Genomic DNA, 17990 nt, shown 5'->3' with positions numbered 1-17990 from the left:
CAAAAGGAAACCCGACCATGCCCACCATCACCACCAAGGACGGCACCGAGATCTACTACAAGGACTGGGGCACAGGCCAACCCATCGTCTTCTCGCACGGCTGGCCGCTGTCGGGCGACGACTGGGACAACCAGATGCTGTTCTTCCTGGCGCAGGGCTTCCGGGTGATCGCGCACGACCGCCGCGGCCATGGCCGGTCGACGCAGACGCATACCGGCAATGAAATGGACACCTACGCCGACGACCTCGCCGCCCTCACCGCCGCGCTGGACCTGAAGGATGCCGTCCACGTCGGCCACTCCACCGGCGGCGGCGAAGTCGCGCGCTACATCGGCCGCCACGGCACCAAGCGCGTCGCCAAGGCCGTGCTGATCGGCGCCGTGCCGCCCATCATGCTGAAGACCGAAGCCAACCCGGGCGGCCTGCCGATCGACGTGTTCGACGGCATCCGTGCCGGCGTTGCCGGCAACCGCGCCGAGTTCTACCGCGACATCACCCTGCCCTTCTACGGCTACAACCGCCCCGACGCAAAGATCTCCGAAGGCATCCGCCTGAACTGGTGGCGGCAGGGGATGATGGGCGGCATCAAGGCGCACTACGACTGCGTCAAGGCCTTCTCGGAAACCGACTTCACCGAAGACCTAAAGAAGATCGACGTGCCCACCTTGGTCATGCACGGCGACGACGACCAGATCGTGCCCATTGCCGATTCCGCGATGCTGTCGTCCAAGCTGGTGAAGGGCGCGCAGCTCAAGGTGTACCCGGGGCTGCCGCACGGCATGTGCTCCACGCACCCGGAGCTGATCAACCCGGATCTGCTGGCCTTCATCAAGGGCTGAGCGCCCGTCGCCATTCACAAGCGCCGGTGAAGCCATGACCAGCAGCATGACAACCATCACCTCGCCCGACGGAAGCTGGGCCGCCTACGTGGCCCGCCCGAAGGACGACGCGAAGCCCGCGCCGGCCATCGTGGTCTGCCAGGAGATCTTCGGCATCAACGGCGACATGCGGCAGAGCTGCGACGAACTCGCCGCGCAGGGATTCATCGCGCTGTGCCCCGACCTGTTCTGGCGCCTGGAACCGGGCGTCGAACTGTCGCACCTGACCGATTGGCCCAAGGCGCTGTCGCTCTATCAGGCCTTCGACCTCGATGCCGGCGTGCGCGACGTCGCCGCCACCCTTGCGGCCGCACGCGGACTGCCCGGCGCCTCGGGCAAGGTCGGCGTGATGGGCTATTGCCTGGGTGGCCTGCTCACCTACCTGAGCGCGGCGCGCGGCAAGGTCGACGCGGCCGTGGCGTACTACGGCGGCCGGACGGATGAGTTCCTCGGCGAGGCAGGCAACGTCACTTCACCGCTGATGATGCACCTGGGCGAGGAGGACGAATTCATCTCCAAGCCCGCGCAGGAGGCGATCGTCGCGGCGCTCGCGGGCAAGCCGAACGTCGAGGTGTACCGCTACCCGGGCTGCATGCATGCCTTCGCGCGGCACGGCGGCACGCACTACGACGCCGCGGCGGCAGCATTGGCCAACGGGCGAACCTTCGACTTTCTGCGGTCCAGACTCGGCGGCTGAGCCGAAGGAGACGACCATGAGCGAGCTTTCATCGACCGGCTTGCTGCTGGTCGACCCGTACAACGACTTTCTGTCGGAAGGCGGCAAGCTGCAAGGCCGCGCCAAGGCCGTGATCGACCAGACCGACACAATCGCGAACATGCGCCACGCGGTCGCCACTTGCAGGAAGGCGGGCATCCGCGTGTTCTACGTGCCGCACAACCGGGCAAAGCCTTCGGACTTCAGCGGGTGGGCGCATCCGACGCCCTACCAGTTGGGTGCGCATCGGATCCAGCTGTTCGCCGAAGGCACTTGGGGGGCGGAGTGGCATCCGGATTTCCAGCCGCAGGCCGAGGACGTGATGATCAAGGAGCATCGCGGGTCGAGCGGGTTTGCGAATACGGACCTGGATATTCAGTTGCGGCAGCATGGGATCGGCAAGGTGGTGCTGATCGGGATGCTGGCGAATACGTGCATCGAGACGACGGGCAAGTTTGCGATGGAACTGGGGTACCACGTGACGCTGGTGCGGGATGCGACTGCGGCGTTTTCGGGGGAGGCGATGAAGGTGGCACATGAGATCAATGGGCCGACTTATGCGCATGCGATCGTGACGACGGCTGAGCTGGTTGCGACGCTGGGTGGCGGCGAGAGCGAGCGACCCTGACGAGGGGCGGGGCGCGCGCTGCCGCGGCTCGACTTTCTTAATCCTGGGCAAGAAACGCACGCGCGGCCGGCCCTGTGAGCAGCACGAGATCGACGCCCTGCTCGATCAATTGCGCCTGCACGTCGACCGTCCGTATCGCGTGCCTGATCGCAGCGGCCAGCTTGTCGACGATTGCCCCGGGCGTACCGGGTGGCGCATAGATGCCGTCGACTTTGGAGCCGCTTTTTCTCAACCAATCGATGCGAGCCTGCAGGTCGTGCGCGGAGACTGACGAATTCGCCGCAAATCCCTCTGGCAACGGGCTGAACAGCGCCACGGGCACGAAGTCGCCGCGCGGGCCGTCCGGGAGTTCGTTGTACAGGTGCCGCGCGACCCACATCGTCGTCGTGCTGGTCATCAGCAGCGTTAAGCCGTCAGGCGCTGCCCGCGCCGCCACTGCGAGGCCCAGTGTGCCGCCCACGCGTGGGCTGCTGTCGAGAACGAGCGGCTGACGGAATTCGGTGCTTAGCTTGGCGGCGACTGCCCGCGCAATGCTTTCGATGGCGCCGCGGTGCAAGTAGCCGACGACCACGCGAATCGGCCGATCGGGGTAAGTCGAAGCGGCCGATTCGGCGGCGGGGGTGGTCTGCCGCAATGTCGGAGTCGCGGCGGCGAAGGCGCGGTGTCTGAGCACGTGGTGCATGGTGTCTCCCTGAAGACTCGTTAGTAGAACTGCCGCGAAGAGACCCAGGTCCGCTAGTAGAGATGCGCGAGTTGACTAGACCCGCATCACATCCGAGGCCCTGCGTTCGCAGCCACAATATCCTGAAACGGGATATTCTAAAACGGGATGTACGTTCGCCCGCGTGCCCCGTGGACTGCAACCCAATCCCTATTCGAAGCTTCGGCAACTGCTCGCTCAGGCGCGCAGTGAGGCGGCTTTGACGCAGTCGCAGGTGGCGGATCGATTGAAGCGACCGCAGTCCTTCGTGTCGAAGTATGAGAACGGCGAGCGGCAACTCGATGTGGTCGAGTTCATTGACGTTTGCAAGGCGCTTGGCGTTTCGCCAGATGTGCTGATCAATCAACTCTTGTAAGCAGTCCCAATGCACGGCTCCGTTGAACACCATCCGCCAGTCCCTTGAACATGGGTCGATAGCGATGACCGACTCCCTCCGCCAGCTTGCAAAGCAGCTTGACCGATTTGCAAAGGACCGTGACTGGCAACAGTTCCATTCACCGAAGAACCTTGCGTCTGCACTCGTCGTGGAAGCGGGAGAACTCCTGGAGCACTTTCAATGGATGACAGAAGAGCAGAGTCGCGGATTGGCGCCTGATAGGCGAGACGCAGTGGGCGCCGAACTTGCGGACGTTTTGCTCTACGCAATTCAGCTCGCGACTGCGCTTGGCATCGACCCCATCGAGGCAGCACAGGCCAAGCTGAAACTCAACGAGCTGAAGTACCCGATCGATCGGGCGCGGGGCAACAGCAGGAAGTACGACGAAGTGTGAGCCCGACGACTTTGGACATAAGTGCCATCTCTACATTTCAAGAAAGCCGGCAGTTGGAGCACAAGCATCTGATATGAAAACGACCTGCTTTCGAGTTCTTGGCTCGAATACCAGAAACATGTTCTAGATCCCGGCGCGGCACCCTACAACTGCCGACGCCCCCCACGCCGAGCCTTAGAGCGACCAGCAGGCCGGCGACGCTTAGGGCTCCCTACGGTTCAGTCCCAGAAAACTAAAAGGCCGGAAGCATGCAGATGCTTCCGGCCTTTTGATTTGGTCCCGCCGCCAGGAATCGAACCTGGATCTCAGCCTTCGGAGGGCCGAATTCTATCCGTTGAAATACAGCGAGATGGGTGTCCCTGACCGTGTCAGGAGCCCGCCATTATCGCCTATCAGCCAGCGCTCGCCAAAGCCCGCTCAAACCCCAGCCCTGAAAGATAGACCCGGAAGGTCCGCCGCCCCGTCGACACCAGGTCGAAGGCCTCGGGGTCCAGCAGCCAGTCCTGGATCAGCCCGCTGATCAGCGCGTGAAGCCCCTGCGCCGCCGCCGCGGCGGGAATCGGCAGCCGGGTGCGGGCGCGGCGGGCGCCGGCGAGCAGGGCTTTCTCGAAATCGATCACGCAGGCGTTGCGCGCTTCCAGGTGCCGCTGGTGCACCGATTCCATGTCGTGCGTGTATTCGACCTTGTGCGTGGCCACGTCGAACACGCGGCGCAGTTGGGGGTCGGTGGTCATCTGCTTCAGGGCCTCGACCATCATGCGTTCGACGTCTTCGACGGGGTCGGCGTCGGGGCCGCCAGCCACCCTCTGCGCGGCGGCCTCCAGCGGCAGCTTGACGCGGTCCATCATGGCGTTGAAGAGGTCGGCCTTGTCCTTGAAGTGCCAGTAGATCGCGCCGCGCGTGGCTCCGGCCTGCTGCGCGATCTGCTGCAGCGAGGTCTGCGAAACGCCCTGGGCCTGGAACAGCACTTCGGCGGCATCGAGCAGGCGATGCCGCGTCTCCTGTGCTTCTTCCTTTGTACGACGAACCACTTAGTCTCCTTCTTAGAATCAACCCGTTTCCGTTAAGGGTGTCACTATACATGCATGAATGTATGTAAACTACCGCCCTTCCCCGATGGTCATGTTCGCCGTGTTGCTTTAGGCGCTGGCGCGAACCATGCACTGTCCCAGTTCTCGCTTCAAAGGAATCGCATGCCCGTCCTGCATGTCTCGCGCCATTCATTGTTTTCGCCGCGCCTCGCGACCGCTGCCGCCGCCACCGCCTTGCTCCTGGCACTGTCGGCTTGCGGCAAGGGTGAGGCCCCGGCCAAGGCCGGCGGCGGCGGGCCGCCCCCGCCCGAAGTCGGCGTGGTGATCGCGACGCCGACCAATGTCGGCCTGGTCACCGAACTGCCGGGCCGGCTCGAAGCCTCGCGCGTGTCCCAGGTGCGTGCCCGTGCGGCCGGCATCCTGCTTGAAAGAACGTTCAAGGAAGGCTCGGACGTGAAGGCCGGCCAGTTGCTGTTCCGCATCGATCCCGCCCCCTATGCCGCCGCCCAGCGCAGCGCCGAAGCCAGCCTGACGCGCGCCGAAGCCAATGCGGTGCAGGCCAAGGCGTTGGCCGAGCGCTACAAGCCGTTGGTGGCGGCCAACGCGGTCAGCAAGCAGGAGTACGACAACGCGGTGGCCGCGCAGAAGACGGCCGAGGCGGATGTGGGCGTGAGCCGCGCCGCGCTCACGACCGCCAAGATCAACATGAGCTACGCCGCCGTGACCGCGCCGATCTCCGGCCGCATCGGCCGCGCGCTGGTGACCGAAGGCGCGCTGGTGGGCCAGGGCGACGCCACGGAGCTGGCGATCATTCAGCAGATCGATCCGATGTACGTGAACTTCACGCAGTCGGCGACCGACGTTCTCCGCCTGCGCCGCGCGATGGAAGCGGGTCAGTTCAAACGTGCGAGCGGCGCCAATGCCGCCAGCATCCGCGTGGTGCTCGAAGACGGCACCGAATACGCGCTGCCCGGCCGGCTGCTGTTCTCCGACCTGACGGTCGACGCCACCACGGGCCAGGTCACGCTGCGCGCCGAGGTGCCGAATCCCAAGGGCGAGCTACTGCCGGGCCTGTATGTGCGCGTCCGACTGGAGCAGGCACAGGCCGCCGACGCGATCGCGGTTCCGCAGCAGGCGGTCACGCGCACGCAGCAGGGCGACACGCTCACGGTGGTCGACGCCGACGGCAAGCTGATCAAGCGCAACGTGAAGATCAGCGCCGCGCAGAACAACCAGTGGGTGGTGCTCGAAGGTCTTAAGGCCGGCGAGCAGGTGATGGTCGACGGCTTCCAGAAGCTCCAGATGATGCCTCCCGGCACGCCCGTGAAGGCGGTGCCGTGGAAGCCTTCCGCACCGGCGGCGCCTGCTGCCGCGGCAGCCGCTCCGGCTCCTGCCGCGAAGCAGTAAGGAGCCCGCCCGCATGGCCAAGTTCTTTATCGACCGACCGATCTTCGCGTGGGTGATCGCGCTGTTCATCATCGTGATGGGCAGCGTGGCGATCACGCAGCTTCCGATCTCGCAATACCCGCCGGTGGCTCCGCCGGCCATCGTCATCAGCACGGCTTATCCCGGCGCCTCGGCCCAGACACTGGAAGACAGCGTGCTGTCGGTGATCGAGCGCGAGATGAACGGCTCGCCCGGCCTGATCTACATGGAGTCGGTCGCGCAGGCGGACGGCACCGGCACGATCACGATCAGCTTCGAGACGGGCACCAACCCCGACCTCGCGCAGGTGGACGTGCAGAACCGCCTCTCGCGCGCCACGCCGCGCCTGCCGGCGGCCGTGACGCAACAGGGTGTGCGCGTGGACAAGTCGCGCAACAACTTCCTGCTGTTCACGATCCTGTCCTCCGACAACCCGGCCTTCGATCCGATCGCGCTGGGCGACTACGCCTCGCGCAACGTCGTGCCTGAACTGCAGCGTGTCGCCGGCATCGGCCAGGCGCAGCTGTTCGGCACCGAGCGCTCCATGCGCATCTGGATCGACCCGGCCAAGCTGAACGGCTACAACCTGTCGCCGAACGATGTGAATGCGGCCATCCGGGCGCAGAACGCGCAGGTGTCCTCCGGCATCATCGGCGACCTGCCGAATTCGCCGGGGCAGGCCATTGCGGCCACGGTGGTGGTCAACGGCCAGCTGACGACGGTCGAGCAGTTCGGCAACATCATCCTGCGCGCCAACACCGACGGTTCGGCGGTGCGGCTGCGGGACGTGGCGCGCATCGAGCTCGGCGGCCAGTCGTATTCGACTTCCGCACGCCTGAACGGCGAGCCGGCCGTCGGTATCGGCGTCCAGCTCGCGCCGAGCGGCAATGCGCTGGCTTCGGCCAAGGCCATCCGCAAGAAGATGGACGAGCTCTCGCGCTTCTTCCCCGAAGGCGTGAAGTGGACCATCCCCTACGACAGCTCGCGCTTCGTGAGCATCTCGATCACCGAAGTGGTCAAGACGCTGTTCGAGGCCGTCGCGCTGGTGTTCCTGGTGATGTTCCTGTTCCTGCAGAACTGGCGCTACACGATCATCCCGACCATCGTGGTGCCGATCGCGCTGCTGGGCACTTTCGCGACCCTGCTCGCGCTGGGTTTCTCGATCAACGTGCTGACGATGTTCGGCATGGTGCTGGTGATCGGCATCGTGGTGGACGATGCGATCGTGGTGGTCGAGAACGTCGAGCGCATCATGAGCGAGGAAGGGCTTTCACCGCTCGAAGCCACGCGCAAGGCGATGCGGCAGATTTCCGGCGCCATCATCGGCGTGACGGTGGTGCTGATCTCGGTGTTCGTGCCGCTCGCGTTCTTCGCGGGCTCAACGGGCAACATCTATCGCCAGTTCTCGGCGGTGATGGTGGCGTCGATCGGCTTCTCGGCCTTCATGGCGCTGTCGCTCACGCCGGCGCTGTGCGCGACGCTGCTCAAGCCGGTCGACCCCGACCATCACGAGAAGAAGGGCTTCTTCGGCTGGTTCAACCGCGGTTTCTCGCGCACGGCCAAAGGCTACGAGAGCGTGGTCGCCCGCATCCTGAAGCGCGCTGCGCGCTACCTCATCATCTACGCGGCGATCATCGGCGCCGTGGTGGTGGTGTACACCCGGCTGCCCACCTCCTTCCTGCCGCAGGAAGACCAGGGCAACATCATCATCAACGTGCAACTGCCGCCGGGCGCGACGCAGGAACGCATGCTGTCGGTGATCAAGGACGTCGAGGGCTACATCCTCAAGCAGCCCGAAGTGGAGAGCATGGTCGGCGTGCTGGGCTTCAGCTTCTCGGGCCAGGGCCAGAACGCGGGCCTTGCCTTCGTGACCCTGAAGGACTGGAAAGAACGCCATGAGCCCAGCCACTCGGCCGATGCGCTGGCGGGCCGCGCTTTCGGTGCGCTCTCCAGCATTCGGGATGCCTTCATCTATCCGCTGAGCCCGCCGCCCATTCCTGAACTGGGCAATGCAAGCGGCTTCACCTTCCGGCTGCAGGACCGCGCGGGCCTGGGGCACGAGGCACTCGTGAACGCACGCAACCAGTTGCTGGGCATGGCGAGCAAGAGCCCGCTGCTCACGCAGGTGCGGCCGGACGGCCTCGAAGATGCGCCGCAATTGCAGATCGAGATCGATCGCGACAAGGCGAATGCGCTGGGCGTGACTTTCGATGCGATCAACACGACGCTGTCGACGGCGCTCGGCTCGACCTATGTGAACGACTTCCCCAACCGGGGTCGTCTGCAGCGGGTGGTGGTGCAGGCCGATGCGCCGGCGCGCATGCAGCCCGAGGATCTGCTCAAGCTCAATGCCAGCAACACCAAGGGCGTGCCAGTGCCGCTGTCGGCCTTTGCGACCACGCGCTGGATCACCGGCGCGCAGCAGACGGTGCGCTACAACGGCTATCCGGCGATCCGCATCTCGGGCTCGGCCGCAGCGGGCTACAGCTCCGGCGCGGCGATGGCCGAGATGGAGAAGCTCGCCGCGCAGTTGCCAGCCGGCTTCGGCTACGAATGGACCGGGCAGTCGCGTGAAGAAAAGCTCGCGGGTTCGCAGGCCATCATCCTGTACGGCTTCGCGATCCTGGCGGTGTTCCTGTGCCTGGCCGCGCTTTATGAGAGCTGGACGATTCCGCTGGCAGTGATCATGGTGGTGCCGCTGGGCGTGCTCGGCGTGCTGCTCGCGACGCTGTTCCGCGCGTATTCGAACGACGTGTACTTCCAGGTGGGCCTGATCACGATCATCGGCCTCTCCGCGAAGAACGCGATTCTGATCATCGAGTTCGCCAAGGACCTGCAGGCGCAGGGCAAGGGCGTGATCGAGTCGGCACTGGCCGCGGCGCACCTGCGGTTCCGGCCGATCGTGATGACGTCGCTGGCCTTCGGGCTGGGCGTGCTGCCGCTGGTGCTGGCGACGGGTGCCGGCTCGGCGAGCCAGCGCGCGATCGGCACGGGCGTGCTCGGCGGCATGCTGACCGGCACCGCCCTCGCGGTGATCTTCGTGCCGGTGTTTTTCGTGGTCGTTCGCAGCCTGTTCAAGGGCAGCGAGCGCCAGCGCGAGGCTGACCGGCGCCATGCGCAGGCGGCTGGTATCGAGGAATCTCATGAGTAAGCACACCCCCAGGCTCGCGCACTTCGTGTCGCTCTCCACCCCCTTGCAGGGGGCAATGCCTTCGGACCGGCGGAGCCGGATCCGTGGCATTTCACGTACTCGCCTTGTTGCGCTTGGCGTTGCCGTTTTTCTCAGCGGGTGTTCGCTGATTCCCAAGTATGAGCGGCCGGCTTTGCCGGTGCCGGCGGTTTATCCGGGGGCGCAGGCGCCCAGCAATGGGCAGCCGCTGGCTTCTACGGTGGCTTGGCAGACGTATTTCACTGATCCGCGGCTGCAGAACCTGATCGAGATTGCGCTGGACAACAACCGGGATCTGCAGGTCGCGGTGCTCAATATCGAGCAGGCGCGGGCGCAGTTCCAGATCACGCGGTCGGCCTTGTTCCCGGCGGTCAATGCGAGTGCGAGCGAGACTCGGCAGCGGCCGTCGTTGACCGGGAACGGCGTGTCGGAAATCTATTCGGTGGGGCTGGGATTCACGTCCTGGGAGATCGACTTCTTTGGTCGCATCAACAGCCTCAAGGACGCGGCGCTCGCGCAGTACCTCGCGACCGAGGAAGCGCGAAAGGCGACGCAGATCAGCCTGATCGCTGCCGTGGCCAACGGATGGCTCGCGGTGCTGGGCGATGACGAGGTGCTGGAGATCACTCGCCAGACGATGGTGACGCGCGACGAGTCGCTGAAGCTGACCAAGCTGCGCTTCGACAACGGTGTGTCGTCGGAGATCGACTACCGGTTCGCGGAATCGCAGGCCGAGACGGCGCGCGCCGCCTATGCGGAGCAGCAGCGCGTGCGCATGCGGGACGAGAACGCGCTTGCGCAACTCATCGGCGCGCCGGTGCCGCCCGAGGCCATGGAAGGAAGCAAGGAAGGGCTCAAGGCGCTGGCGCCGATGCCGGATCTGCCGGCCGGGCTGCCGTCCGACCTGCTGGGCGAGCGTCCGGACATCCGCGCCGCGGAGCAGCAGCTGATCGCGGCCAATGCCGACATCGGCGCTGCGCGGGCGAACTTCTTCCCGCGCGTGACCTTGACCTCGTCGATCGGCACGACGAGCACTGAGTTCTCGGGGCTCTTCAAGAGCGGGTCGAAGGCCTGGGCGTTCGCGCCGCAGATCACCTTGCCGATCTTCAACGCGGGCGCCAACCAGGCCACCCTGGATTCGGCGCGCGCGGGGCGCGAGATCGCGGTGGCGCAGTACGAGAAGTCGATCCAGGCGGCATTCCGCGAAGTGGCTGACGCCCTGGCGGGCCGCGCGACCTTCGACGACCAGCTGCGCGCGCTGGTGGCGCAGTCGAATGCCGAGCAGGTGCGCTTCAACCTGTCGGACATGCGCTACCGCAACGGCATCGCGAGCGGGCTCGACCTGCTCGACGCCCAGCGCTCGCTCTACACGTCGCAACTGGCCACGGCGCAGACGCGGCAGTCGATGCTCCAGAACCAGGTGACGCTCTTCAAGGCGCTCGGTGGCGGCTGGGCCACGCAGTGATCAGGCGAGGTGTGAAGGAGGTGCCCTCGGGCGCCTCCCTATAATCCCCGGTTGATCCGAAAAAAGCCCCCGATACCGAGGACGCAATGAGCGACGAACCGCACTACCAGGCGACAGAAGAAGCCCACACCGGCCCGATCAAGAACCCGAAGCAACTCCTGCTGGCGGTATTTTTCTCCTTCATTGCGCCCATCCTGATCATTGCGGGCCTCGTCTCGTATGTGGTTTCAGGGACCCATCCCTCCGGTACCGCCGAGGGCGAGGGCATGTCGCTCTACGGTGTATCGAAGGATTCGCGCGATCGCGAAGTCGCGGAACGCCTGAAGAAGGTGGGCTCCATCGAGATCCGCGACGCCAACCGTCCCCTGGCCACCGGCGAAGCGGTGTTCAAGGCCCAGTGCGTGACCTGCCACGGTTCCCCCGGCATTCCCGGCGCGCCGCACTTCAGCGATGCAGCAGCCTGGGGCCCTCGCATCGGCCAGGGCTTCGCCACGCTGCTCGAGCATGCGCTCAAGGGCAAGGGCGCGATGCCTCCGCAAGGCGGCGGCGACTTCGACGACCTCGAAATCGGCCGTGCGGTGGTGTACATGGCCAATGCGGGCGGTGCCAAGTTCCCGATCCCCGATCGTCCGGCCGCTGGCGAAGCGGCCGCTGCGCCTGCAGCCGACGCACCTGCCGCTGCGCCCGCAGCCGCCGATGCAGCGGCACCGGCAGCCCCCGCGCCGCCCGCATCCGCTGATGCCGCTCCAGCAGCGGCAGCTCCAAAGTAAGAAGGTCGCCTCCCAAAACAAAGAGCCCGCATCCGCGGGCTCTTTTCATTGGTGCCGGTCGTTCAGTGTGGCGCGGCGGGCTTGACGGGCTGCCTCGCTGCAGGACTGAGCACGTGCCCGAAGCGCGCGGGCAAGTCTTCGACCCTCACGCTCTCCGGCACCCAGCGCCCTTGCTCGACGGCCTCGACCGCCATGCTCATGTCGAGCGTATGGACCAACCCCACGCCGACGGGAGCGACCAGATAGAGCTTGCCCTCCTCGTCGAGCAGGCAGGCGGATGGCTCGATCGCCACGCCCGTATGCGACTTGACCGACAGGTCCTCATGCACGCGCCAGATCCAGGGTGTCGCCTCGAGTTCGACGTACACGCGCTGCGGGCCGTTCTGGAAGAACCACTGCCCGGCCTCGTCATGCTCGTAGTTGCGCTGGATGAAGTCGATCAGCTTCTCGTGCCGCAGCATCGAGCCCTTCGCCGCGGGAAATGGGCCGGCCGCCTGCGTGGCGTCATCGCGCAGATACCAGTTGCCGCGCGCGTCGAGTCCGAGCCAGCCGTAGCAGTGCGGCACGTTCGGCCACTTGGCAAGCGCTTGTCTGACCATGTCATCCATAAAGCCATTCTGCTCTCTCCAGCCCCTTCACAGGCCGGGGCTGCCGAGGAACCGGCTCCGCCGGTCCACCGGCAGCGCCCCCTGAAAGGGGGTTGGCGGCCACACGAAGTGGGTAAGCCTGGGGGTTAGCGACTATCCATCCAATCGACGACTCTCTCGGGCATGCCGCGGACGTGGCCGGGCGGCATGCCGAGCGGGAAGCCGACATGGCCGCCGTGCGCAGGCTGCCAGAGCGTGACGTAACTGCCGACTTCACCTGCGCGGGGCAGGCTGTTCGCGGGCACGAAGGGATCGTTGGCGGCGTTCACCACGAGTGCGGGAACGCGGATTTCGTGCAGATGCGGCTTGGCGGAACCGCGCGCCCAGTAGTCGTCGGTGTCGCGAAACCCGTGCAGCGGCGCGGTGAAGACGTTGTCGAAGGCGTACAGGTCGCGGGCCGCCATGAGCTTGTCGCGGTCGAACAGGCCCGGATGCTGCGCCAGCTTGGCCAGGGCCTTCGGCTTCATGGTCGACAGGAACATGCGCGTGTAGACGAGCCGGTTGAAGCCCCGCCCCATGGCGGCGCCGCCTGCCGCGAGGTCCAGCGGCGCCGAAATCGACGCCACCGCGCGCACCACCTTCGCGGCCTCGCCGCCCGCTTCCTCGGCCCAGCGCATCAGCGCATTGCCGCCCAGCGAGACGCCGGCCGCCAGCATCGAACCGCCCCCGTTCTGGTCCTGCCGCGCGCGCAGTCGCCCAAGAATCCAGCCGATCTCTTCAAAATCACCGGAGTGATAGGCACGTGGCGCAAGATTCAGTTCACCGCTGCAGCCGCGAAAGTGCGGCACGGCGTAGTCCCAGCCCCGCGCCATCGCAAAGGCGGCAAAGGCTTCCGCATAGTGGCTGCGCGAGGAGCCTTCGAGTCCGTGGAACAGCACCAGCAGCGGCTTCGGACTCGGCCCTGGCGCATCGAGAAAATCGACATCGATGAAATCGCCATCCGGCGTCGTCCAACGCTCGCGCCGGTAGCCGGGCAAGGGAGCCTCGACACGCCGTGCCAACAGCGCGGGCCAGATGGTCTGCAGGTTGCCGCCGGGCAACCAGTGCGGGGCGACATAGTCCATCAATGCAGGGTCTGGGGTGCGTCGCTGGTGTCGCCCGGTTCCTGCGCACTTCCGGGGCTGGCGTGATGGGCCACCATGCGCCAGCCCTGCGCTGTCTTGTGATACACGTTCGTGGCCAGCACGAAGGCATGGCGCGGGCCTTCGGCCGTCAACACCTCGATGCGCTCCAGCACGTTGTGCACGGCGCTCGCGAGCGATTCGACCTTGCGCACGCGCGCCGGCGTCGCATGGATGGCGCCGTTGCTGAACATGTGCTCGAAAGCCGCGCGGATCGCGTCGGCGCCGACGAGGCGCGGGCCGCCGGGGTGGACGCAGAAGATCTCCTCCTCGTCCGCCCAGCAGTCCATCAGCGCGTCGACGTCGCCGCGCTGCAAGGCCTCGTAGAAGGCCGATTCGATGTCGTCGGCAGTGCCGCCGACGGTGGCTGCACGGAGTTTGGTCTTGGTGGACATGGATGGTGCGGTCGAATGCGCCGATTTTGCATCGGCTCGGGCAGGACGCGGTGACGCGCCGTAGCGCCGTTTTCGCATCATGAAGACGAGGAAGCAGGCGACACCCAGCCCTCCACGACGGCGCGCAACTCGCCCTGCGACGCCTGCCACACGAGTTCGGGCGCGGCCACGTGCACGCCGGGCGGCGCGATGCGCAATGCCACGTCGACCAGTTCCGCCACCTTGGATGCGCGCACCGGTTGCTCGCTTTGCGGAACCATGAATCGGGTGATCGACAGCATCCATGCCGCCAGCCGTTCGCCCGGATTCGCGAAGCGCCCCTTCGCCGGCTTCTGCGCCGAGCGCACGAGGATCACGCGCTCGAAGCCGAGCGACACCACGGCCTGTTCGTCGAGGCTCGCGAGGCCACGCTTCAGCGCTTCCGGCAGGCGACCCTGGGCATGCGGCTGTACGACGGCCAGGGTCCGCACGCCGCACGCGTGCAGCCAGGCGGCGAGCGCCGGCAGTTGCGCGGGTTCCGGCGTCCACAGTGCGCGCTCGCGGTCGTAGTAGAGGCGCGGCGGTTCGAACAGCACGAGCGCGGTATCGGCCTTGACCAGCGGCCATTGCGCGATCGGCGTACTGGGTGTCAGCACCGTCTCGACGCCCTTCAGCGCATCGCGAATCGGCTCGCGTGCGAGCACCAACGTATGGTCGAAGCGGTGGCGGCCCGCAAGGCGGCGCACCAGCTCATGGCCCAGCACGCCGGTCGCGCCGGCGATCAGCAAGGTGCCGGCTGCATCGCCGGGCGCGAGGACGGGCGCGGACGCGCGGTTCGCGGCCTGCAGGACTTGAAGAGGGTCGACCGCCATGCATCTATGCTACCTTTGCCGACTTCGCAACAAGGGGGCTCCGTCATGGTGAAACGCTGGCTATTGATCATCTTCACGGCGCTGTCGCTGTCGGGCTGCGGCTACAACGATTTCCAACGCCTCGACGAAGCGAGCAAGTCGGCCTGGAGCGAGGTGCTCAACCAGTACCAGCGCCGCGCGGACCTGGTGCCGAACATCGTGGCCACCGTCAAGGGCGAAGCCAACTTCGAGCAGGAGACGCTCACCAAGGTGATCGAGGCGCGCGCCAAGGCCACGTCGATCCAGGTGACGCCCGAGACGCTCAACAACCCCGAGGCCTTCAACAAGTTCCAGCAGGCACAGGGCGAACTGACGGGTGCGCTGTCGCGGCTGATGGTCGTGGCCGAGCAGTATCCCAACCTCAAGGCCAACCAGGCGTTCCGCGATCTGCGCGTGACGCTGGAGGGCACCGAGAACCGGATCACAGTGGCGCGCAACCGCTACATCAATACAGTCCAGGAATACAACGTGCTCGCGCGCAGCTTTCCGACGAACCTGACGGCCAAGGTGTTCAGCTACGCGCCGAAGCCGACCTTCACCGTGCAGAACGAAGCCCAGATCTCGACCCCGCCGACGGTCGATTTCAGCGCGCCAAAGAAGTAGGCAGGGCAAGCCCGACATGATGGCTGTCCGCATCCGGCTCGCGTTGACGGCCCTGCTCCTGCTGGTGGGCGCGCTCTTCGGCGCCCACGCGCAGGGACTGCTGCCGGTGCCGCCGCTCAGCGCGCGCGGCATCGACCAGACGGGCACGCTGAGCGCAGCGCAGCGCGAGGCGCTCGAAGCCAAGCTCAAGGCTTTCGAGGACCAGAAGGGTTCGCAGATCGTCGTCCTGATGGTCCCGACCACGCAGCCCGAGGACATCGCGAGCTACGCCAACCGGGTCGGCAACGCATGGAAGATCGGGCGCAAGGAAGTCGGCGACGGCATCCTCGTGGTGGTCGCGAAGAACGACCGCAAGATGCGCATCGAGGTCGCGAAGACGCTCGAAGGCGCCGTGCCCGATCTCGCGGCGGCGCACATCATCGATGACGTGATGAAGCCCCACTTCCGGCAGAACGACTTTGCCGGCGGGCTCGACGCAGCGGTCGACCAGCTCATCGCGCGCGTCAAGGGCGAGGCGCTGCCGGAAGTCGACGCGCGCGGCGGCGACTTCAGCGAAGGCACTGCCGGCAGCGGCTTCAACTGGCAGGACCTCGCGATCTTCCTGTTCGTCGGCGTGCTGGTGGCCGGGCCAATCGCGCGCCGCATCCTCGGCAAGATCCCGGGCTCCCTCGCGATGGGCGGGCTCACCGGTGTGGTTGTGATGGTGCTGACATCCAGCATCGTTGTCGCGGTGCTGGCCGGCCTGGGCGCCCTGCTGTTCACGCTGCTGTCGATGGCCTTTGGCGCAGGCGCCGGCCGGCGCGGCGGCGGCTTCGGGGGCGGCGCATTGGGCGGCGGCCTGGGCGGCTGGGGCGCCGGAGGTGGAGGCGGCGGCTTCGGCGGCGGCTCCTCGGGCGGCGGCGGGTTCAGCTCCGGCGGCGGTGGCGATTTCGGTGGCGGCGGCGCCTCGGGGGACTGGTGACCATGGCATCGATGTTCTCCCGTCTCGCGCGTCTCTGGCGCCATCGCTGGGTCGATGAAGCCGAGGTGCGCCGCGCGCTGCCGGCCGATGTGCTCGACCGCCTGGAACGCCGCGTGGGCGCGAGCGAGCGGCGGCACAGTGGCGAGATCCGCATCTGCGTCGAGGCGGGCCTGCCGATGTCCTACCTGTGGCGCGACGCACGTCCGCGCGAGCGCGCGATCACGCTGTTCGGCAAGCTGCGCGTGTGGGACACCGAGCACAACAACGGCGTGCTGATCTACCTCCTGCTCGCCGAGCATGCGATCGAGATCGTGGCGGACCGCGGCATCGATTCGCATGTCAGCGATGCGCAGTGGGCCGCGATGGCCCAGCGCATGGGCGCGGCCTTTCGCGAGGGGCGCTTCGAGGACGGGCTCACGCAGGCGCTCGAAGAAGTGTCCGCGCTGCTCGTCGAGCACTTCCCGCTGGCCGAGGGCGAGCCCGACCGCAACGAACTGCCCGACGCACCCGTCGTGCTCTGAGGGCCGCCTCAGGAATCCTGCGAATCGAGGAGCCTGCGGTTCACGGCGTGCACCGCGTCCAGTTCGGCCTGCAATGCGCGCGTGACCTGCGAGACCGTGCGCAGCCGCCGGTTGCTTTCGCGCAGCCGTTCGGCGAGCCCCCGAGCCAGGCCCAGCATCAAGCGCGCGGCGGCGCCCGGATGGGCCTCGATGAGATTCATCAGCGCGGCACGCGACAGCACGCCAAGCTTGACGTCGGTGATCGCGGTGCAACTGGCGGAGCGCGGACTGCCGTCGATCACGCCCATCTCGCCGATCAGGCTGCCGGGGCCGATGACCGAGATCACCACGTCTTCACCAGGCAGGCCGGTGCGCGTCTCGGCACGCACTTCGCCGTCCAGCAGAAGCGCCATGTAGTCGTTGTCGACCGCGTCCCCTTCCTCGAACAGCAAGGTGTCGGCCAGCACGTGCAGGGGTCGCATGGCATCGACCACCAGCTGGGCTTCCTCGTGGGCCATGCCGGCCATCGGCGCGGCTTCCGTCAGCAGGTAGACGGCGTGCTCGCGCAGGTCGACGCTCGCGTTCAATTCGACAGAGTTGTCCATGCGGCTATTTTGCACACGGCGACGACGAACTCATACCTTCCACACGGCGTCGCCCCCGACCGCGTAGAAGCGGCGATCCGGCGAAGACTCGACGCGCCAGCCTCCCGTGAACTCGCCGAAGGCGGGCAGGACGAGCTGTTCGCCCTCCTGCACGAAGCAGCGCAAACGCACGCTGTCGCGGCCGCGCCCATGCAACTTGAGGGTCGGATGAACATGCCCGGCCAGCACGAAGTGCCCCGGCTGCCGTTGCGGGTGATGGCAGGCGGCGAACGGACCGATCGCCCAGGGCTCGTCGACGACCCGGATCCGCAGCGAGACCGGCGGATCGCCGGCGCGGCTGTCGTGGTTGCCTCGCACCAGCGTGCAGCCGAGCGCCGGATGCGTTCCGCGCCAGGCTTCGATGGCGGCCAGCAACTGCGGCGTGCGCGCCTCGGCGGCGTGGAGGAAGTCGCCGAGGAAGACGAGTTCGACCGGATCATGGCGTGCGATCAGCCGGTCGAGCCGCGCCAGGTTCTCGAGCGTCGTGCCACTCGGTACCGGCTGGCCGAGCGCACGGAAGGTCGCGGCCTTGCCCAGATGAAGATCGGCGATGAAGAGCACGCGCTCGGCCGGCCACCAGAGGGCGGGGTCGGGCAGGAGGTCGATCTGCTGGCCTGCAAGCTCGATGCGGCAGGATGTCGGAAGGGAAGGCACCCG

20 protein-coding genes and 1 tRNA gene are annotated in these 17990 nt (G+C 66.6%); 12 read left to right on the top strand and 9 right to left on the bottom strand.

Going from position 1 to position 17990, the window contains the following annotated elements:
• Window positions 1-17: 17 nt before the first annotated feature.
• The 3 genes from ACSFBL_RS23360 to ACSFBL_RS23350 are packed head-to-tail and all read left to right on the top strand — an operon-like array spanning window position 18 to window position 2221.
• Entirely contained in the window at window positions 18-839 is an 822-nt protein-coding gene (locus ACSFBL_RS23360; protein WP_435518203.1) for an alpha/beta fold hydrolase, read from the top strand.
• Between the two features lie 46 nt (window positions 840-885).
• Entirely contained in the window at window positions 886-1575 is a 690-nt protein-coding gene (locus ACSFBL_RS23355; RefSeq protein WP_435518202.1) for a dienelactone hydrolase family protein, read from the top strand.
• A gap of 16 nt (window positions 1576-1591) precedes the next feature.
• Window positions 1592-2221: a cysteine hydrolase family protein gene (locus ACSFBL_RS23350; RefSeq protein WP_435518201.1), complete on the top strand. Its 630-nt coding sequence runs from the start codon at window positions 1592-1594 to the stop codon at window positions 2219-2221.
• A 37-nt stretch (window positions 2222-2258) separates the two neighbouring features.
• Here ACSFBL_RS23350 and ACSFBL_RS23345 read toward each other — a convergent pair whose 3' ends face one another.
• Window positions 2259-2792, bottom strand: coding sequence for a tripartite tricarboxylate transporter substrate-binding protein (locus tag ACSFBL_RS23345; protein WP_435518200.1), 534 nt, complete (start codon window positions 2790-2792; stop codon window positions 2259-2261).
• Window positions 2793-3066: 274 nt separating this feature from the next.
• Here ACSFBL_RS23345 and ACSFBL_RS23340 point away from each other — a divergent pair, with 274 nt between their 5' ends.
• Together ACSFBL_RS23340 and ACSFBL_RS23335 are read left to right on the top strand one after the other, a co-directional pair.
• Window positions 3067-3297: a helix-turn-helix domain-containing protein gene (locus ACSFBL_RS23340; protein WP_435518199.1), complete on the top strand. Its 231-nt coding sequence runs from the start codon at window positions 3067-3069 to the stop codon at window positions 3295-3297.
• Between the two features lie 64 nt (window positions 3298-3361).
• Window positions 3362-3712, top strand: coding sequence for a nucleotide pyrophosphohydrolase (locus ACSFBL_RS23335; RefSeq protein ID WP_435518336.1), 351 nt, complete (start codon window positions 3362-3364; stop codon window positions 3710-3712).
• Between the two features lie 274 nt (window positions 3713-3986).
• Here the strand turns inward: ACSFBL_RS23335 and ACSFBL_RS23330 are convergent.
• Together ACSFBL_RS23330 and ACSFBL_RS23325 are read right to left on the bottom strand one after the other, a co-directional pair.
• A tRNA-Arg gene (locus ACSFBL_RS23330) sits at window positions 3987-4061 on the bottom strand.
• Window positions 4062-4104: 43 nt separating this feature from the next.
• Window positions 4105-4743: a TetR family transcriptional regulator gene (locus ACSFBL_RS23325; RefSeq protein WP_435518198.1), complete on the bottom strand. Its 639-nt coding sequence runs from the start codon at window positions 4741-4743 to the stop codon at window positions 4105-4107.
• Window positions 4744-4905: 162 nt separating this feature from the next.
• Here ACSFBL_RS23325 and ACSFBL_RS23320 point away from each other — a divergent pair, with 162 nt between their 5' ends.
• The 4 genes from ACSFBL_RS23320 to ACSFBL_RS23305 all read left to right on the top strand — a co-directional run bounded on the left by ACSFBL_RS23320 (window position 4906) and on the right by ACSFBL_RS23305 (window position 11572).
• A complete protein-coding gene (locus tag ACSFBL_RS23320; protein ID WP_435518197.1) occupies window positions 4906-6150 on the top strand; it encodes an efflux RND transporter periplasmic adaptor subunit in 1245 nt (414 codons plus the stop codon).
• 13 nt (window positions 6151-6163) lie between these two features.
• The gene (locus ACSFBL_RS23315; RefSeq protein ID WP_435518196.1) at window positions 6164-9319 is read left to right on the top strand and encodes an efflux RND transporter permease subunit; all 3156 of its coding nucleotides are present in this window, start codon (window positions 6164-6166) and stop codon (window positions 9317-9319) included.
• Window positions 9320-9374: 55 nt separating this feature from the next.
• Window positions 9375-10802: an efflux transporter outer membrane subunit gene (locus tag ACSFBL_RS23310; RefSeq protein ID WP_435518335.1), complete on the top strand. Its 1428-nt coding sequence runs from the start codon at window positions 9375-9377 to the stop codon at window positions 10800-10802.
• An 86-nt stretch (window positions 10803-10888) separates the two neighbouring features.
• Window positions 10889-11572 carry a c-type cytochrome gene (locus ACSFBL_RS23305; protein ID WP_435518195.1) on the top strand — a complete coding sequence of 228 codons (684 nt, stop codon included), beginning with the start codon at window positions 10889-10891 and terminating at the stop codon, window positions 11570-11572.
• A gap of 62 nt (window positions 11573-11634) precedes the next feature.
• Here the strand turns inward: ACSFBL_RS23305 and ACSFBL_RS23300 are convergent, their stop codons facing one another.
• The 4 genes from ACSFBL_RS23300 to ACSFBL_RS23285 form a co-directional block, all read right to left on the bottom strand.
• Entirely contained in the window at window positions 11635-12180 is a 546-nt protein-coding gene (locus tag ACSFBL_RS23300) for a DUF2946 family protein (RefSeq protein ID WP_435518194.1), read from the bottom strand.
• 125 nt (window positions 12181-12305) lie between these two features.
• Window positions 12306-13283 carry a YheT family hydrolase gene (locus tag ACSFBL_RS23295; protein WP_435518193.1) on the bottom strand — a complete coding sequence of 326 codons (978 nt, stop codon included), beginning with the start codon at window positions 13281-13283 and terminating at the stop codon, window positions 12306-12308.
• Complete coding sequence (locus tag ACSFBL_RS23290; protein ID WP_435518192.1) at window positions 13283-13735, bottom strand: YybH family protein; 453 nt, start codon at window positions 13733-13735, stop codon at window positions 13283-13285. Before ACSFBL_RS23290 ends, ACSFBL_RS23295 begins: the two co-directional genes overlap by 1 nt.
• 77 nt (window positions 13736-13812) lie before the next feature.
• Entirely contained in the window at window positions 13813-14586 is a 774-nt protein-coding gene (locus ACSFBL_RS23285) for a hypothetical protein (RefSeq protein WP_435518191.1), read from the bottom strand.
• 45 nt (window positions 14587-14631) lie between these two features.
• Between ACSFBL_RS23285 and ACSFBL_RS23280 the strand changes: the two genes are divergently transcribed.
• The 3 genes from ACSFBL_RS23280 to ACSFBL_RS23270 are packed head-to-tail and all read left to right on the top strand — an operon-like array spanning window position 14632 to window position 16710.
• The gene (locus ACSFBL_RS23280) at window positions 14632-15228 is read left to right on the top strand and encodes a LemA family protein (RefSeq protein ID WP_435518190.1); all 597 of its coding nucleotides are present in this window, start codon (window positions 14632-14634) and stop codon (window positions 15226-15228) included.
• A gap of 16 nt (window positions 15229-15244) precedes the next feature.
• Complete coding sequence (locus tag ACSFBL_RS23275; RefSeq protein WP_435518189.1) at window positions 15245-16189, top strand: TPM domain-containing protein; 945 nt, start codon at window positions 15245-15247, stop codon at window positions 16187-16189.
• 2 nt (window positions 16190-16191) lie between these two features.
• Window positions 16192-16710: a TPM domain-containing protein gene (locus ACSFBL_RS23270; protein WP_435518188.1), complete on the top strand. Its 519-nt coding sequence runs from the start codon at window positions 16192-16194 to the stop codon at window positions 16708-16710.
• An 8-nt stretch (window positions 16711-16718) separates the two neighbouring features.
• Here ACSFBL_RS23270 and ACSFBL_RS23265 read toward each other — a convergent pair whose 3' ends face one another.
• Window positions 16719-17294 (bottom strand): Crp/Fnr family transcriptional regulator, encoded by a 576-nt coding sequence (locus ACSFBL_RS23265; protein ID WP_435518187.1) that lies wholly within the window; start codon window positions 17292-17294, stop codon window positions 16719-16721.
• A gap of 30 nt (window positions 17295-17324) precedes the next feature.
• A complete protein-coding gene (gene pdeM / locus ACSFBL_RS23260) occupies window positions 17325-17987 on the bottom strand; it encodes a ligase-associated DNA damage response endonuclease PdeM (RefSeq protein ID WP_435518186.1) in 663 nt (220 codons plus the stop codon).
• Window positions 17988-17990 lie beyond the last annotated feature (3 nt).

Origin of the sequence: Variovorax glacialis (genome assembly GCF_051216375.1) — a bacterium.
Classification (GTDB): domain Bacteria; phylum Pseudomonadota; class Gammaproteobacteria; order Burkholderiales; family Burkholderiaceae_C; genus Variovorax.
This window is presented reverse-complemented; position numbering and strand designations above follow the sequence as displayed.

Coding starts and splice junctions, on each gene's coding strand:
- ACSFBL_RS23360 (WP_435518203.1), top strand. CDS start 18: ATGCCCACCATCACCACCAAGGACGGCACCGAGATCTACTACAAGGAC.
- ACSFBL_RS23355 (WP_435518202.1), top strand. CDS start 886: ATGACAACCATCACCTCGCCCGACGGAAGCTGGGCCGCCTACGTGGCC.
- ACSFBL_RS23350 (WP_435518201.1), top strand. CDS start 1,592: ATGAGCGAGCTTTCATCGACCGGCTTGCTGCTGGTCGACCCGTACAAC.
- ACSFBL_RS23335 (WP_435518336.1), top strand. CDS start 3,362: ATGACCGACTCCCTCCGCCAGCTTGCAAAGCAGCTTGACCGATTTGCA.
- ACSFBL_RS23320 (WP_435518197.1), top strand. CDS start 4,906: ATGCCCGTCCTGCATGTCTCGCGCCATTCATTGTTTTCGCCGCGCCTC.
- ACSFBL_RS23315 (WP_435518196.1), top strand. CDS start 6,164: ATGGCCAAGTTCTTTATCGACCGACCGATCTTCGCGTGGGTGATCGCG.
- ACSFBL_RS23310 (WP_435518335.1), top strand. CDS start 9,375: ATGCCTTCGGACCGGCGGAGCCGGATCCGTGGCATTTCACGTACTCGC.
- ACSFBL_RS23305 (WP_435518195.1), top strand. CDS start 10,889: ATGAGCGACGAACCGCACTACCAGGCGACAGAAGAAGCCCACACCGGC.
- ACSFBL_RS23300 (WP_435518194.1), bottom strand. CDS start 12,180: ATGGATGACATGGTCAGACAAGCGCTTGCCAAGTGGCCGAACGTGCCG.
- ACSFBL_RS23295 (WP_435518193.1), bottom strand. CDS start 13,283: ATGGACTATGTCGCCCCGCACTGGTTGCCCGGCGGCAACCTGCAGACC.
- ACSFBL_RS23290 (WP_435518192.1), bottom strand. CDS start 13,735: ATGTCCACCAAGACCAAACTCCGTGCAGCCACCGTCGGCGGCACTGCC.
- ACSFBL_RS23285 (WP_435518191.1), bottom strand. CDS start 14,586: ATGGCGGTCGACCCTCTTCAAGTCCTGCAGGCCGCGAACCGCGCGTCC.
- ACSFBL_RS23280 (WP_435518190.1), top strand. CDS start 14,632: ATGGTGAAACGCTGGCTATTGATCATCTTCACGGCGCTGTCGCTGTCG.
- ACSFBL_RS23275 (WP_435518189.1), top strand. CDS start 15,245: ATGATGGCTGTCCGCATCCGGCTCGCGTTGACGGCCCTGCTCCTGCTG.
- ACSFBL_RS23270 (WP_435518188.1), top strand. CDS start 16,192: ATGGCATCGATGTTCTCCCGTCTCGCGCGTCTCTGGCGCCATCGCTGG.
- ACSFBL_RS23265 (WP_435518187.1), bottom strand. CDS start 17,294: ATGGACAACTCTGTCGAATTGAACGCGAGCGTCGACCTGCGCGAGCAC.